The 14,895-nt window shown below is 58.5% G+C and carries 13 protein-coding genes; 12 read left to right on the top strand and 1 reads right to left on the bottom strand.

Features of this window, described 5'->3' with window-relative positions; translation table 11 throughout:
* Positions 1-56: 56 nt before the first annotated feature.
* The 8 genes from fmt (at position 57) to A3224_RS00075 (ending at position 9,597) form a co-directional block, all read left to right on the top strand.
* On the top strand, positions 57-1,019 hold the full coding sequence (fmt, locus tag A3224_RS00110; protein WP_067149850.1) for a methionyl-tRNA formyltransferase: 963 nt from the start codon (positions 57-59) through the stop codon (positions 1,017-1,019).
* A complete protein-coding gene (gene rsmB / locus A3224_RS00105) occupies positions 1,020-2,327 on the top strand; it encodes a 16S rRNA (cytosine(967)-C(5))-methyltransferase RsmB (RefSeq protein ID WP_067149847.1) in 1,308 nt (435 codons plus the stop codon). It abuts the gene before it with no gap.
* A 31-nt stretch (positions 2,328-2,358) separates the two neighbouring features.
* Positions 2,359-3,744 carry a Trk system potassium transporter TrkA gene (gene trkA, locus A3224_RS00100; RefSeq protein WP_067149844.1) on the top strand — a complete coding sequence of 462 codons (1,386 nt, stop codon included), beginning with the start codon at positions 2,359-2,361 and terminating at the stop codon, positions 3,742-3,744.
* Between the two features lie 67 nt (positions 3,745-3,811).
* Complete coding sequence (locus tag A3224_RS00095; RefSeq protein WP_067149841.1) at positions 3,812-5,263, top strand: TrkH family potassium uptake protein; 1,452 nt, start codon at positions 3,812-3,814, stop codon at positions 5,261-5,263.
* Between the two features lie 105 nt (positions 5,264-5,368).
* Positions 5,369-6,412, top strand: coding sequence for an efflux RND transporter periplasmic adaptor subunit (locus A3224_RS00090; protein WP_067149838.1), 1,044 nt, complete (start codon positions 5,369-5,371; stop codon positions 6,410-6,412).
* A 143-nt stretch (positions 6,413-6,555) separates the two neighbouring features.
* Positions 6,556-7,251 (top strand): ABC transporter ATP-binding protein, encoded by a 696-nt coding sequence (locus A3224_RS00085; protein WP_067149835.1) that lies wholly within the window; start codon positions 6,556-6,558, stop codon positions 7,249-7,251.
* Positions 7,248-8,405: an ABC transporter permease gene (locus A3224_RS00080; RefSeq protein ID WP_067149832.1), complete on the top strand. Its 1,158-nt coding sequence runs from the start codon at positions 7,248-7,250 to the stop codon at positions 8,403-8,405. The genes A3224_RS00085 and A3224_RS00080 overlap by 4 nt, the downstream gene beginning before the upstream one ends.
* Before the next feature lie 4 nt (positions 8,406-8,409).
* A complete protein-coding gene (locus tag A3224_RS00075) occupies positions 8,410-9,597 on the top strand; it encodes an ABC transporter permease (RefSeq protein WP_067149829.1) in 1,188 nt (395 codons plus the stop codon).
* A 39-nt stretch (positions 9,598-9,636) separates the two neighbouring features.
* On the opposite strand, the gene A3224_RS00070 is transcribed toward A3224_RS00075, so the two are convergent.
* On the bottom strand, positions 9,637-10,527 hold the full coding sequence (locus tag A3224_RS00070; RefSeq protein WP_067149826.1) for a lysophospholipid acyltransferase family protein: 891 nt from the start codon (positions 10,525-10,527) through the stop codon (positions 9,637-9,639).
* 155 nt (positions 10,528-10,682) lie between these two features.
* Here A3224_RS00070 and glyQ point away from each other — a divergent pair, with 155 nt between their 5' ends.
* From glyQ to gmhB, 4 genes are all read left to right on the top strand, one after another.
* Complete coding sequence (glyQ, locus tag A3224_RS00065) at positions 10,683-11,639, top strand: glycine--tRNA ligase subunit alpha (RefSeq protein WP_067149823.1); 957 nt, start codon at positions 10,683-10,685, stop codon at positions 11,637-11,639.
* Complete coding sequence (gene glyS / locus A3224_RS00060) at positions 11,639-13,720, top strand: glycine--tRNA ligase subunit beta (RefSeq protein ID WP_067149821.1); 2,082 nt, start codon at positions 11,639-11,641, stop codon at positions 13,718-13,720. Before glyQ ends, glyS begins: the two co-directional genes overlap by 1 nt.
* A gap of 108 nt (positions 13,721-13,828) precedes the next feature.
* Entirely contained in the window at positions 13,829-14,092 is a 264-nt protein-coding gene (locus A3224_RS00055) for a DUF2442 domain-containing protein (protein ID WP_197463016.1), read from the top strand.
* A gap of 105 nt (positions 14,093-14,197) precedes the next feature.
* Complete coding sequence (gene gmhB / locus A3224_RS00050) at positions 14,198-14,767, top strand: D-glycero-beta-D-manno-heptose 1,7-bisphosphate 7-phosphatase (protein WP_067149817.1); 570 nt, start codon at positions 14,198-14,200, stop codon at positions 14,765-14,767.
* Positions 14,768-14,895 lie beyond the last annotated feature (128 nt).

Below are 14,895 nucleotides of genomic sequence, written 5' to 3'. Positions count from 1 at the left end.
CCTTCTGAATTGATTCGCCGCCGGGGGACCCCGGCGGCCCTTCCACAGCGGAACCCATGACGCAACCATTGAATATTGTTTTCGCCGGCACACCGGAGTTTGCCGCCGTACACTTACAGACACTGCTCGACAGCCAGCACAGGGTAATCGCCGCCTACACCCAGCCGGACAGGCCCGCCGGGCGCGGAAAAAAGCCGCAGGCCAGCCCGGTCAAACAGCTGGCACAGCAGCACGAAATTCCCGTTTACCAGCCCCAGAGCCTGCGCGATGAAGCGGCACAGGCAGAGTTGGCCGCACTGAATGCCGACCTGATGGTAGTGGTCGCTTATGGCCTGATACTGCCGCAGGCGGTACTGGATACACCGCGCCTGGGCTGCGTTAATGTGCACGCCTCCCTATTGCCGCGCTGGCGCGGCGCCGCCCCCATACAGCGCGCCATTGAGGCCGGCGATGCGGTCAGCGGCGTATCCATTATGCAGATGGAAGCGGGCCTGGACACGGGCCCCGTACTGGTGGAAAAGCGCTGCCCGATCACCCCGGCCGATACCGGTGGCAGCTTGCACGACAAACTGGCAGGTCTGGGTGGGCCGGCCCTGCTGGAAGCCCTCGAACAACTGGCTGCCGGCACCGCAGTACCGCGAATCCAGGACGACACCAAAGCCAACTACGCCGCCAAAATCAGCAAGGAAGAAGCGCGCATCGACTGGCTCCGCCCAGCGGAGGAGCTGGACCGGCAAATTCGCGCCTTCAACCCTTTCCCCGTCTGCTGGACCACCTGTAGCGATGCAAAAGGGAAGCAGCGGTTGCGCATTTACAAGGCGCAACTGGAGCGCGGCTGCCACCGCGACATCCCCGGCACCATCCTCTCCGCCGACGCCGAGGGCATACTGGTTGCCTGCGGCCGCGAGGCGCTACGGCTGCAGCTGCTGCAACTGCCAGGCAAAAAAGCCCTGCCAGCAGAAGAGATACTCAAAGGCTACCGGGCGCTCTTCGCACCCGGTGTGCGGCTGGGTGAATAAATGACTGCCGATGTCCGCGCCCAGGCGGCGCGAGTGCTGGCGGCCCTGTTTGCGGACCAGGGCTCCCTGGCAAAACAGTTGCCGCTGGTCGAAGGCAAGGTGCGTGAACGCGACCGGGCGCTGCTGCGTGAACTCTGCTACGGCAGCGCGCGCACCGCGCCGCGGCTGCAGTTGCTGGCGCAGAAGCTGCTGCGCAGGCGGCCGGCGGATAGGGAAATTGAGGCACTGCTGTTACTCGGCCTCTATCAGCTGGAGTACACCCGCATTCCCGACCACGCCGCCATCTCAGCCACAGTTAATGCCGCCCGCGAACTGGGGCTGGATCGCGCCACCGGTCTTATCAATGGTGTACTGCGCGCCTATCAGCGCAGCCGCGAACAGCTACAACGGAAACTATCCGGTAACCCACAGTTCAGTTCCGCGCATCCGGACTGGCTGTGGCGGCGCATAAAAGCCGCCTGGCCCGATCGGGCCGGGGAGATTTTCCGCGCCAACAACGCCAGCCCGCCGATGACGCTGCGGGTCAACAGCGGCAAGATTTCCCGCAATGACTATCTGCACCAATTGCAGGCGGCCGGTATATCCGCCACCCCCTGCGACATCTCGCTGGTGGGCATCACGCTCGCCCAGCCCCGTGCAGTGGATCAATTGCCCGGCTTCAATGAGGGTCTGGTCAGCGTACAGGACGAATCGGCGCAGCTGGCGGCACAACTGCTCCAACCCGCGGCGGGCGAGCGGATTCTGGACGCCTGTGCGGCGCCCGGCGGCAAAAGCTGCCATCTGCTGGAACAGCAGCCATCGATTGCGCTGAGCGCGCTTGACATAGATGAAGAGCGCCTGGACCGCGTGCGGGAAAATCTGTGCAGAACCCGCCTCGCGGCGGAACTGATCTGTGCCGATGCCACCGAACCCGCGGCCTGGTGGGACGGACAGCTCTTCGATCGCATTTTGCTCGACGCCCCCTGCTCCGCCACCGGCGTCATCCGCCGCAATCCGGATATCAAACTGCTGCGCCGCGAAGCGGATATCGCCGAACTGGCGGATCTTCAGGCCAGAATCCTGCGGGCAATGTGGCCACTGCTCAAACCCGGCGGCAGCCTGCTCTACGCTACCTGCTCGATACTGCCGGCGGAGAACGCCGAGGTGGTGGCAGGCTTCGTTGCGGAGGCGGAGGATGCGAGCGACAATACGCCGCACACGCTGAATGGCGCGCTCTGGGGCGAACCCCAAATCGCGGGTGTGCAGCGGTTTCCGCAGCCGGACGGTGGCGACGGTTTCTACTACGCTCTGCTGAGCAAAGCCGAATAACAGCGGCCCGAACCGCGAACTTCGACAGTCTATGAAAATTATCATTCTCGGCGCCGGCCAAGTGGGCGGCTCACTGGCAGAAAGCCTCGCCTCCGAGCGCAACGATATAGTGCTGGTGGACAGCGACGAGAAAACCCTGCGGGAGTTGCGCGACCGCCTGGATATCGGCGTCGTGATCGGCCATGCCGCCCACCCGAATATTCTGCTGGAGGCGGGGATAGAAGACGCCGACATTCTGGTGGCGGTAACCAACAACGACGAAACCAACATGGTCGCCTGCCAGATCGCCCACTCCCTGTTCCGGGTGCCCACCAAGATCGCCCGGGTGCGCGCCGGCGCCTACCTGCAGCACCCCCAGCTGTTCGACACCCAGTCTATTCCCATCGATGTCTTGATCAGCCCGGAGCACCTAGTGTCCGAGTATGTCGCGCGCCTGATTGAGCACCCGGGCGCACTGCAAGTGCTGGATTTCGCCGATGGCCGGGTGCAACTGGTGGCGGTACGAGCGGTAAAAGGCGGTCCGCTGGTGGGCCGCCAGTTGCGCTACCTGCGCGAGCATATGCCCAAGGTGGACACCCGCGTGGCCGCCATCTACCGCCGCAACACCCCGATCATTCCCCAGGGCGACACAGTGATCGAAGCCGGCGACGAGGTGTTCTTTATCGCCGCGCGCGCCAATATCCGCGCAGTCATGAGCGAACTGCGCCGCCTGGAACACGGCTATAAACGCGTCACCATCGCCGGAGGAGGCAATATCGGCCTGCGCTTGGCGCACAAACTGGAAAACCGCTACGCGGTAAAAATCATTGAGCAGAGCCACGAGCGGTGCGTTTTTCTGTCAGAGGAACTCTCCCATACCATCGTGCTGAACGGCAGCGCCTCGGACCAGGATCTGCTGCTGGAAGAAAACATTGAAGACACGGATGTTTTCCTTGCGGTAACCAACGACGACGAGGCCAACATCATGTCCTCTCTGCTGGCCAAACGCCTGGGGGCGCGCAAGGTGATGACCCTGATCAATAACCGCGCCTACGTCGACTTGGTGCAGGGAGGGGAAATCGATATCGCCATATCGCCGCAGCAAAACACTATTGGCAGCCTGCTCACCCATGTCCGCCGCGGCGACATGGTCAACGTGCACTCGCTGCGCCGCGGCGCTGCCGAGGCAATAGAGGTCATCGCCCATGGCGACAAACGTACCTCCAAGGTGGTGGGCAGAAAGATCGAGGATATCGACTTGCCCGAGGGCGCCTCAATCGGCGCCATAGTGCGGGAAACGGAACAGGGCAGCGAAGTGCTGATCGCCCACGACGACGTAGTGGTGGAGACGAATGACCACGTCATTGTCTTTTTGGTGGACCGCCGACAAACACGCCATGTGGAACAATTATTCCAGGTGGGCTTCAGTTTCTTTTAACTGCGGATGCGGGCGGAAAAAGACGATCTACCCGTTTTCAGGACAGACAACAGGCTGAATAGCGCCGATGCGGATAGCGGTAATAACGCGAGTTTTCGGAATCCTTCTGACGGTATTCAGCCTGACGCTGTTGCCGCCAATTGCCGTGTCTCTCTGGTACGACGACGGCACCCATACGGCCTTCGGCGCCGCTTTTGTGATTACGCTGATCACCGGTCTGTTTTTGTGGCTGCCGGTACACGATCTGCACCAGGAACTGCGCACCCGCGACGGCTTTGTGGTGACCTCCCTCTTCTGGCTGGTACTGGGCAGTTTCGGTGCCCTGCCCCTAATCATCAGCCCGCAGCCGGCTCTGGGGATCACGGACTCCATTTTCGAATCCATCTCCGGACTGACGACCACCGGCGCCACTGTCATTACCGGCTTGGACAACCTGCCACCGGCCATTCTCTATTACCGCCAGCAATTGCAGTGGTTCGGCGGTATCGGCGTGATCGTGATCGCCCTGGCCATTCTACCCATGCTGGGCATCGGCGGCATGCAGTTGTACAAGGCGGAAATCCCAGGCCCAGTGAAAGACACCAAGCTGACCCCGCGCATCGCCGAGACAGCCCGTGCACTGTTCGTTATTTACATCACCCTGACGTTACTGTGTGGCCTGGGCTACTGGTGGGCGGGCATGACGGTATTCGACGCGGTGGCCCACGCTTTTTCCACCGTGGCCAACGGCGGCTTTTCGACCCACGACGACAGCATGGGGTTCTACGCCAACAACCACGCGATCATGACCATCTGCATCCTGTTCATGTTCACCGCCGCGATCAACTTTGGCCTGCACTTCTTCGCCTTCCGCAACCGAAGCCTGACGCACTACTGGCGCGACTCGGAATTCCGCTTTTATGCGACTCTCACTGTCTCCGCCGGGCTGCTAATCAGCTGCTATCTCTGGTTCTTGGGGATGTTCTCTCCGGGCAGCAGTTTTCTGCACGGATTTTTCCAGGTGGTCTCCATCGGCACCACCGCTGGTTTCGCGTCGGAAAATTTTACCGCCTGGCCCGCCTTCCTTCCCTATTTTTTATTGTTGCTCGGTATTATGGGCGCCTGCGCCGGCTCTACCTCCGGAGGCATCAAGGCGGTGCGGGTCATGCTGATCATGAAATCCGGCCTGCGGGAACTGAACCGTTTGGTGCACTCCAATGCGGTGGTACCGATCAAGGTAAACCGTAAACTGGTGCCCGAGCGGGTCACCGACGCCGTGTGGGGTTTCTTCGCCGTTTATATTCTCTCTTTCTTTGTACTGACAATTATCGTTATGGCCACCGGTGAAGACTTCGTCACCTCGTTTTCTACCGTTGCTTCTTGTCTCAGCAATATCGGCCCCGCCCTGGGGGAAGCGGCCAGTCATTACGGATCAGTGAATGAAGTGGCCAAGTGGTTTCTGATTCTGGCGATGCTGATGGGGCGACTGGAAATCTTTACTCTTCTGGTACTGCTCACCCCAGCGTTCTGGCGCCACTGATCCTCTCCACTCAGCGCAAGTGGTACGCTGCTTCTGTGGTAAAAAATTTAAATATCTGCCACAGTAAAGCTCGGCTAGAAATCACTAATAATAAGCAAAGCATTAATGAGCAAAAACACTCGCGAGTTGCTCGGTCAACTGAGTATTGACCGGGACGCGCCTTCCGAAACTGCCTTGCCCGCACGACAGCGCGCGATTGCCGCCGCTGTCGGTGCGCTCGGCGGCCTGCTGCTGGGCGCTCTGGCGGTATCGGTAATACAAGGAGAGGGGAAGGCACCACAGCCAGCCATCGCAGCCGCAGTAAAAAAAAACACTGCGCACGAAATTGCTCCCCCAGCCATCCGGGAACGGGAGACAGTCCTCAACGCTTCCGGCTATATCACAGCGCGCCGCATTGCCACCGTGTCCTCCGAAGTGATGGGTCTGATCTCGAGTGTGGATGTAGAGGAAGGAATGTATGTGACCGAGGGCCAGGTGCTGGCCCGTCTGGACGACAGTAAGGCCAAGGTGAATCTGGCCTTTGCCCAGGCCCAGGTGAAGGTGCTTCAGGCGCGCCAGGCCAGCATTATCGCCAACCTGGAAGAGGCGCGACGCCAGCGCATCCGCTATGCCGGTCTGCGCGACAAGGACTATTCCAGCCAGGCCGAACTGACCCGGAGCGAGGCCACCGTGGCGAGTCTTCAGGCGGACCTGGCCAGCGCGCGCGCCGATATAGAAGTGGCCAAAATCGAGGTGGAACGCCAGAGAGAGCACCTAGAAGACCACACGATTCGCGCACCCTTTTCAGGGGTTGTTACACAAAAGAATGCTCAACCCGGTGAAATCGTCGCGCCCAGTTCCGCTGGCGGCGGCTTCACCCGTACCGGTATTTGCACCATTGTGGATATGAACTCCCTGGAAATCGAAGTAGATGTAAACGAGGCCTTTATTGGCAGGGTATCGCCGGGGCAGAAAGTTATCGCCAATCTGGATGCCTATCCGGACTGGGATATTCCCGCTACCGTCGCCGCGATCATTCCCACCGCCGATCGCGCCAAGGCCACAGTGCGCGTGCGCATCGGCATAGACGGAAAGGATGCACGAATTCTGCCTGATATGGGGGTAAAAGTGGCTTTTCTGAGTACCGGCGAATCACTGGGAAACCTCTGATTAAGATGCTGCACAATGCGGCAGATACACATTGAGGTCAGATGAGAATCTCACCACAGATTTCGCGAGTATTAATCAGTGCTTCTCTAGCGGGAAATACTTATACGAAATGAAAATTCAATAAATAGCCGAGGTGCCAGTCAATGCCACAGGATGTATTGTTCCAGTTAAATGGTGTCAGCAAGTGTTTCGTCAAAGGTAAAGAAAAAATCACTATATTTGAAGATCTCGATCTGACCATCAACCGGGGTGATTTCATCGCCATTATGGGCCCTTCGGGTTCCGGCAAAACCACCTTGTTGAATATGCTCGGTGGAGTTGACCAGCCCAGTGCCGGCGAAATCTGGTTCGACGGCGCGCGGGTGGACAATCTCAGCGAAGGCGCCCTGACCCGCTGGCGCGCCCGCAACATCGGCTTTATTTTTCAGTTCTACAACCTGATGCCGATGCTGAACGCTGCGCGCAATGTGGAACTGCCCCTGCTACTGACAAAACTGTCGAGGGCCCAGCGCAAAAAACATGTGGAGACCGCATTGGCGCTTGTGGGTCTTTCCGACCGCGCCAAGCATATGCCCGGTGAAATGTCCGGCGGACAGCAACAGCGGGTGGCTATCGCCCGCGCTATTGTTTCTGACCCCCAATTATTGCTGTGCGACGAACCCACCGGAGACCTGGATCGCACCACCGCCGACGAGGTTCTGGAGATGCTGCAGCTATTGAATCGTGAGCACGGAAAAACCATCGTCATGGTCACTCACGACCCCGCCGCCGCCAAATACGCCAAGCAGACACTCCATCTGGACAAAGGCAAATTCGTACAAAGGGAATTGGTGGCATGAGTGATTTCTATTTAATTTACAAAAACATGACGAGGAAGCCGCTGCGGCTTTTTCTTACCTGCTTTTCCATCTTTATCGCGTTTCTGATTTTCGGCACCATAATTACTTTTAAAAGCGCATTGGATGCGGGTGTGGAAATGTCCGCAGACAATCGCCTGGTCGTATTTAACCGCATCAATTTCACAGTCCCCTTACCGGAAAGTTACTTCCACAAAGTCGCTGCCGTCGAAGGGGTGCGGGATGTAACACACCTCAACTGGTTCGGCGGCTACTATCAGGAGCCGGCAAATATCATCAGTGTGATGGCCGTGGAACCGGAATCCTATCTCGACGTCTATTCGGATCAACTGGTGCCACCGGAACAACGCGAGGCTTGGCTGCGCAACCGCCAGGGTATATTGGTGGGGCAGAAGCTTGCGGAAATGTATGGTTGGAAAATCGGCGACCGGGTGCCCATCTCCTCCAATATTTTTTCCCACAGAGACGGCGGTCAAACCTGGGATTTCGTTGTCGAGGGGATATTTCACAATGCCGATGCGCAAGCGGACACTCGCATGGCGGTATTCCACTACAAATACTTTCAGGAGACAGCCACTTTCGGTGGCGACACCATAGGCTGGCTGACACTGACCACGGAAGATGCTTCTTTGAATGAGCAGGTGGCGAAAACTATTGATGCCATGTTTGCCAACTCACCTTACGAGACAGATACAAGCACCGAAAAAGCGTTCAGTAAGGCATTTATTGAACAGATCGGCAATATCGGGCTGATTATATTCGGCGTGGTATTTATGGCATTTTTCACCATTCTCGTAGTAGTGGGCAATACCATGGCACTGTCCATTCGCGAACGCACTGGCGAGATCGCGGTTCTCAAGACACTGGGATTTTCCAGCCCGAGAATATTCCGCATGGTGTTGTCGGAATCCCTCCTCATCGCTCTGCTCGGCGGCCTCTCCGGTCTGGCGATGGCTTACTTTCTGCTCGAAGGCATCAAATCCACCATGGGCCAGTTCCTGCCGAATCTGATCATGGACGGCAAAATTGTTATTCAAGCGGTCGGCTATATGTTGTTGCTGGGGATTGTCACCGGCCTGCTCCCAGCGCTCAATGCACTGCGCCTGAATATCGTCACGGCATTTAACAGGGGGTAAAGAAATGGGCTCTCTTTTTTCACAAATTGTCACCGTGACCGCAATGAATATCCGCAGCCTGCCGCGTCGCTTGTGGATGTCCCTGGCAATGGTGCTAGCCTCGGCGGTGGTGGTGGCGGTACTTATGGCCTTTCTGGCTATGGCCAAGGGATTCGAGGCAACCATGGAAGGCGCCGGATCGGACCGCGTGGCGATTTTAATGCGCGAGGGCGCGGCGGCGGAGTTGAACAGTGTGCTCACCCGCGAGCAGGTCAATCTGGTGGCCGAGTCTGCAGGTATCGCCCGCGACGCACAGGGCCCGCTCATTTCACCGGAGCTCTATGTCATCGTTGACGGCATCAAAAAAGCCAGTGGCACAGAAGCCAATATTCCACTGCGCGGCCTGAACGCCAAGGGCATGGCCATGCGGGAAAATATGCATCTGCTGGAGGGGCGCATGTTCACTCCGGGCACCAACGAGATGATCGTCGGTGCCGGTGTGCTGAGGGAATTTGACGGCTTTGAGATCGGCAAGGAAGTACGCTTCGGAAAAAATGTATGGACAGTGGTCGGTATTTTCTCCACCGGCGGCAATGTGTTTGAAAGCGAGCTGTGGGCAGATGCGGCGATGGTCCAGGCCCACTACAACCGCGGCAGCAGCTACCAGACGATCCGCGTGCAACTGCAAACCCCCGGCGATCTCGCGCCGCTGCGGGAAACCATAGAGCGGGAGCCGCGCCTGAATCTGGATATCCAGACAGAGCGCGACTATTTCGCCAATCAGGGGGAACAGTTGCGGTATATGGCCATCTTCGGGCGTGTAATTAGCTTTGTGATGGCTCTGGGGGCACTCGCCGGTGCGCTGAACACCATGTACACATCGGTGGCGGACCGGGCGAAAGAAATCGCCACCCTGCGCGCCCTCGGCTTCGGCAATTTTTCCGCCTTCTGCGGTACCGTCGCCGAGGCGCTGGTACTTGCCGCGGCCGGCGGTCTGCTGGGCTCTCTGGCTGCCTTTCTGTTTTTCGACGGCCTCAGCACTTCCACATTGGGCGGCAGTTTTACCCAGGTGGTGTTCAGCTTCGAAGTGTCTCCGGACCTGTTTATGCAGGGCGCAGCTCTGGCCCTGTTTATCGGTTTCGTCAGCGGTTTCTTCCCCGCCTGGCGCGCCGCGCGGGTACCGGTGGTGGTCGCATTCCGCAACGGCGCGTGATTGTGCCTCAAAAGGCTGGAGTGCCCGCGGGCACTCCGGTCAGCGCCGATTTTTCTGATAGATGCGACTCTTGCCTTCCGGCTGCTTGCGGAACCGCTTGTACTCCCACTGATACTGCTCCGGTGCCTCGGCGATACAGGCCTCAACACCGCGGTTCATGGCCGCCAGTGACACCTTCTGCTCATCGCTGTAAATCGCCTGCTCCGCAGGCAGGAACACCAGTTCGAAGCCACCCTCAACCCGCTTGCCAAACCCAAACACGCAGCGGCAGCCGGTGCGTTGCAGTAGGTTGTAAGCCAGCGTCATAGTAAGTGCCGGCCTACCGAAAAAGGGCGCGAAATCACCGCCCATATCCGGCTCCTGGTCCGGTAATACCATGACGATATTGCCGGCCTTCAATGCCTTCAGCAGCGCGCGTACGCCGTGCACGTTGGTGGGTACCATGTTGGTACCTGTGGCCTCGCGCCCACTGCGGATGATCGGGTCCAGCGCGGCGATTTTCGGTGGTGCGTAGAGGGCTGTGGAAGGGCCGAGGGTGGCCAGATACATGCCGAAGATTTCCCAGTTGCCGGTGTGTGGCATGAGTACCAAGACACCGCGGCCCTCTTCCACACCATCACACAACAACTGTTGATTGCGCACCCGCACTATATGGTCTTCGCTACGACTCCATGGCTGACGCCAGATTGTCGCCACCTCGAACCCGGTCATGGCTGTATGCAGGACACTGTTCCGCGCCAGCTGCTCCCTCTGGTCGGGGTCCATGGCCGGGTAGCACAGCTGCAGATTGATACGGCTGACGCGCAGACTATCGCTGCGGCTGAGAATTGCCAGGCGGCCAAACAGGCGGCCGAGCCGGCGCGACCAGCGCAGCGGCAATCTGCCAACCAGTTTGAGTGCAGCCACCGCCAAGCGGCTCTTAATATCCAATGCGACTACTTCTCCATTCGGACTCGTGTTCAGTATGGCCACCGGCTACCCGCCGCGCAGCCGCAGCGCTTTCAGCGCGCAACCTGCTGCCGCTATAATTGCGTCCCTTTGCCCCCAGTCAGCGAACACAAGCACTTACTGATCCGGAGATAGCGGTGTCCAAGCAATACGACCTCAGCACCTTCCAGGGCTTAATATTTGCCCTGCAAGATTACTGGGCGCGCCAAGGGTGCGTCATTCTACAGCCTCTGGATATGGAAGTGGGCGCCGGCACCTTCCATCCGGCCACCTTCCTGCGCGCGGTGGGGCCCGAGACCTGGAACGCCGCCTATGTGCAGCCCTGCCGGCGTCCCACCGACGGCCGCTACGGCGAAAACCCCAACCGGCTTCAGCACTACTACCAGTACCAGGTAGTGATGAAGCCCTCCCCGGACAATATCCAGGAGCTGTACCTGGACAGCCTGCGCGCCCTGGGCATCGACCCTGCCGTGCACGATATCCGTTTTGTCGAGGACAACTGGGAATCCCCCACCCTGGGAGCCTGGGGACTCGGCTGGGAAGTGTGGCTCAACGGCATGGAGGTGACCCAGTTCACCTATTTCCAACAGGTGGGCGGCCTCGAATGTTTCCCAGTCACCGGAGAGATCACCTACGGCCTGGAGCGCATCGCCATGTACCTGCAGGGCGTGGAGTCCATTTACGACCTGGTGTGGACCCGCAGCCCCGACGGCAGCCCGGTCAGTTACGGCGATGTTTTCCACCAGAACGAGGTGGAAATGTCCCACTACAACTTCGAGCAGGCAGACGTGGAGTTCCTGTTTGCCACCTTCGACCACTGCGAGCGTGAGAGCGGCCGCCTGATCGAGCAGGGCCTTCCGCTGCCGGCCTATGAACAGGTTATGAAAGCCTCCCACGCGTTCAATTTGCTGGATGCCCGCCAGGCTATCTCTGTTACCGAACGCCAGCGCTACATTCTGCGCGTGCGCACCCTGGCCCGGTCAGTGGCCCAGGCATACTACGACGCACGCAAGGCCCTCGGTTTCCCGCTGGCCGCGGAGGCGCTTCGCAAAGAAATACTGGCGGAAGAAGTCGCAGAAGAGGAGAAGCAGTAATGGCGCGGGAATTTTTGGTAGAACTGGGCACGGAAGAGCTGCCGCCGAAAGCGCTGCGCAAGCTGATGGACGCTTTTGCCGAAGGCGTCACCGAGGGGCTGAAAGCCGCCGAACTGGATTTTGGCGCGGTAAAAGCTTACGCCGCACCCCGACGATTGGCGGTGACCGTTTCCGAGCTGGCGGAAAAACAACGGGACAAGCAGATACAAAAACTCGGTCCTGCCGTGGCCGCCGCTTTTGATAAAGAAGGCAAGCCCAGCAAAGCCGCCGAGGGCTTTGCGCGCAGCAACGGGGTAAGCGTTGAGCAATTGAGCCGTATCGACACCGATAAAGGCGAACGACTGGCCTTTGTCAGTGAGCAGAAAGGTGCCGACACCGCGACCCTGCTTGGGGACATTGTCAACCAGGCACTAGCCAAGCTGCCGATACCCAAACGCATGCGCTGGGGCGCGCGCCGGGCCGAATTCGTGCGCCCAGTGCACTGGCTGCTGATGCTGTTCGGCGACCAAGTGGTGGACTGCGAAGTTCTGGGACTCAAAGCCGGCAACACCACCCGCGGCCACCGTTTCCACTGCAACCGCGAACTTGAAGTCGCGTCCGCCAGTGATTATGTGCGGCAATTGCGCGACCCCGGTTACGTGGTTGTGGATTTCGCCGAGCGGCGCGAAATCATCCGCGAACAGGTGATGGCCGAAGCCAACAACGTCAACGGCGTGGCTGTCATCGATGAGGATCTACTGGACGAAGTCACCGCTCTGGTGGAATGGCCCGTCGCCCTCACCGGTCGCTTCGAGGAACGCTTCCTGGAAGTACCTGCGGAGGCACTGATCTCGTCCATGAAAGAACACCAGAAATACTTCCACGTGGTGGATCAGGACGGCCAGCTGCTGCCCTTCTTTATCACCGTATCCAATATCGAAAGCCGCGATCCGGCCCAGGTGATTCACGGCAACGAGCGGGTGATACGCCCGCGCCTGGCTGACGCCGCTTTCTTCTTCGAAACCGACAAAAAGACCAGCCTCGAATCCCGCCGCGAGAAGTTGAAGAAAATTGTCTTCCAGCAGCACTTGGGCAGTGTCTATGACAAGACGGAGCGGGTTGCGGCGCTGGCTCGCGCCATCGCCGAAAAGACCGGCGCCAACGCTGACCTCGCCGAGCGCGCCGGCCTGCTGTGCAAATCCGATCTGGTCACCGAAATGGTGTTCGAGTTCCCCGACCTGCAGGGTATTGCCGGTTACTACTACGCGGAAAATGACGGCGAGCCGCTGGATGTGGCCAAGGCCATGTACGAGCAGTACATGCCCAAGTTCGCTGGCGACGAGCTGCCGCGCAGCGAAACGGGTACCCTGATTGCCCTGGCGGACCGGCTCGATACACTGGTGGGTATTTTCGGTATCGGGCAACCGCCCAGCGGCTCCCGCGATCCCTTCGCGCTGCGCCGCGCCAGCTTGGGTGTGATCCGCCTGCTGGTGGAAAAGAAGCTGGACCTGGATTTGCGTGATTTGCTGGAGCAGGCCCGCGACCAATACCCTCGCACCGCACTGGGCGAATACAACACCGTTGTCGAGCAAACGCTCACTTACGTTCTCGAGCGCTTCCGCGCCCGCTACGAAGATCAGGGTATCGCCGCAGAAGTCTTTATGTCCGTGGCCGCCCGCAAACTTTCTCGCCCGCTGGATATCGATAACCGCGTGCACGCGGTACATGCCTTCAGCCAACTCCCAGAGGCAGAAGCACTGGCCGCGGCTAACAAACGGGTGTCCAATATCCTCGCCAAATTCGAGGGATCTGTTCCCAGTGAAGTGAACGAGCAGCTGCTGCAAGAGGACGCGGAAAAAGCCCTCTACGCAGAGGTGCAGACGGCGCGCACCGAAGTGGAACCGCTGTACAAAGCAGCAATGTTCGCCGAGGGCTTGGCCGGTCTCGCCGGACTGCGTGAAACCGTCGACAACTTCTTCGATCACGTAATGGTAATGACCGACGACGAAGCACTGCGCAACAACCGCTTGGCATTACTGGCACAGTTGCAATCTCTCTTCCTCGAAGTGGCGGACATCTCTCTGTTGGTACCAGCGAAATAGTAAAAAAATCACTTGCTGCAGAACGAAAGTACCAAGTTTTACAGCAACGGATGTTACGACCCTGAATTACGTCTCGGTAATTAGGAATAGTTATCCAGGGAACCTCTGATGAATTCATCAGAGGTTCCCTGGGTTCTAAAAACGCAGGGAGTTCGAAGGGCTCTTACACAGCGAATAAAAATGTCAGAAATTTCGCTTAAAGCCGCACATCATGTGAAACCTCATATACTGGAAATCGAGTTTTCAGATGGTCATAAGCAGCTTGTCGATTTTGCGACATTTATTTTTTCGATGGAGCACCCCGACTACGAAAAATATAAGTCCGAATCAAACTTTCGAACTTTTAAAATCGTCGATGGAAACCTGAATTGAGACGATTACACGATGATTTTTCCAGTCGAAGACCTGTATAAAAACAACCTGCTAAAGAACAAATAGCGGCCCGGTATTCTCTCCAACAGAGCGAAAAAGAATTTCATGGCAATCATCGTGCTGGACAGGGATGGAGTCATCAACTATGACTCCGATGCCCACATCAAATCCGCTGACGAGTGGACCCCTCTGCCCGGCAGTATCGAAGCCATGGCCGAATTGAGCCGCGCAGGGCACCAGCTGGTGATTGCCACCAACCAGAGCGGCCTGGCACTGGGCCTGTTTGACCTGGACGACCTGGAAGCGATGCACGCAAAAATGCGCGCGCTGGTGGAGGATGCCGGCGGCGAGATCGCAGCCATTTTCTACTGCCCTCACAGCCCCGAAGATAACTGTCGCTGCCGCAAGCCCGAACCCGGATTGCTCGATGCGATAGAAGCGGAGTTCGACACCAGTCTGCACGGCTGTTACCTGGTCGGCGACCAGCTTAAAGATTTACACACGGCCCTCACGAAAGGCTGCAGGCCCGTACTGGTGAGAACTGGGGCCGGTGAGGGGACGCTGCGACAACTCCTGCAGCAGCCCGACGAGCGGCTGGCAGATACCGCTGTATTCGACGACTTGGCCCAGTTCGCGCAATTCCTGCTCGGCACTTCTCCCTCCGGAGCACAATAAAACAATTGTCGCGCCAATCGATTGAATTGCGCCGTTCCCTCCTTTAAAAGCAAGTTTCAGGAAATTTCAATCCGCCAATTCGCGCACCATCAGTAGCGGATTACCCGCGGAGGAAGGGTTGAAGGATC

The organism is Microbulbifer thermotolerans (assembly GCF_001617625.1).
Lineage (GTDB): Bacteria > Pseudomonadota > Gammaproteobacteria > Pseudomonadales > Cellvibrionaceae > Microbulbifer > Microbulbifer thermotolerans.
The sequence above is the reverse complement of the archived record's forward strand: the minus strand, read 5'-3'. Positions and strand labels throughout refer to the sequence as shown.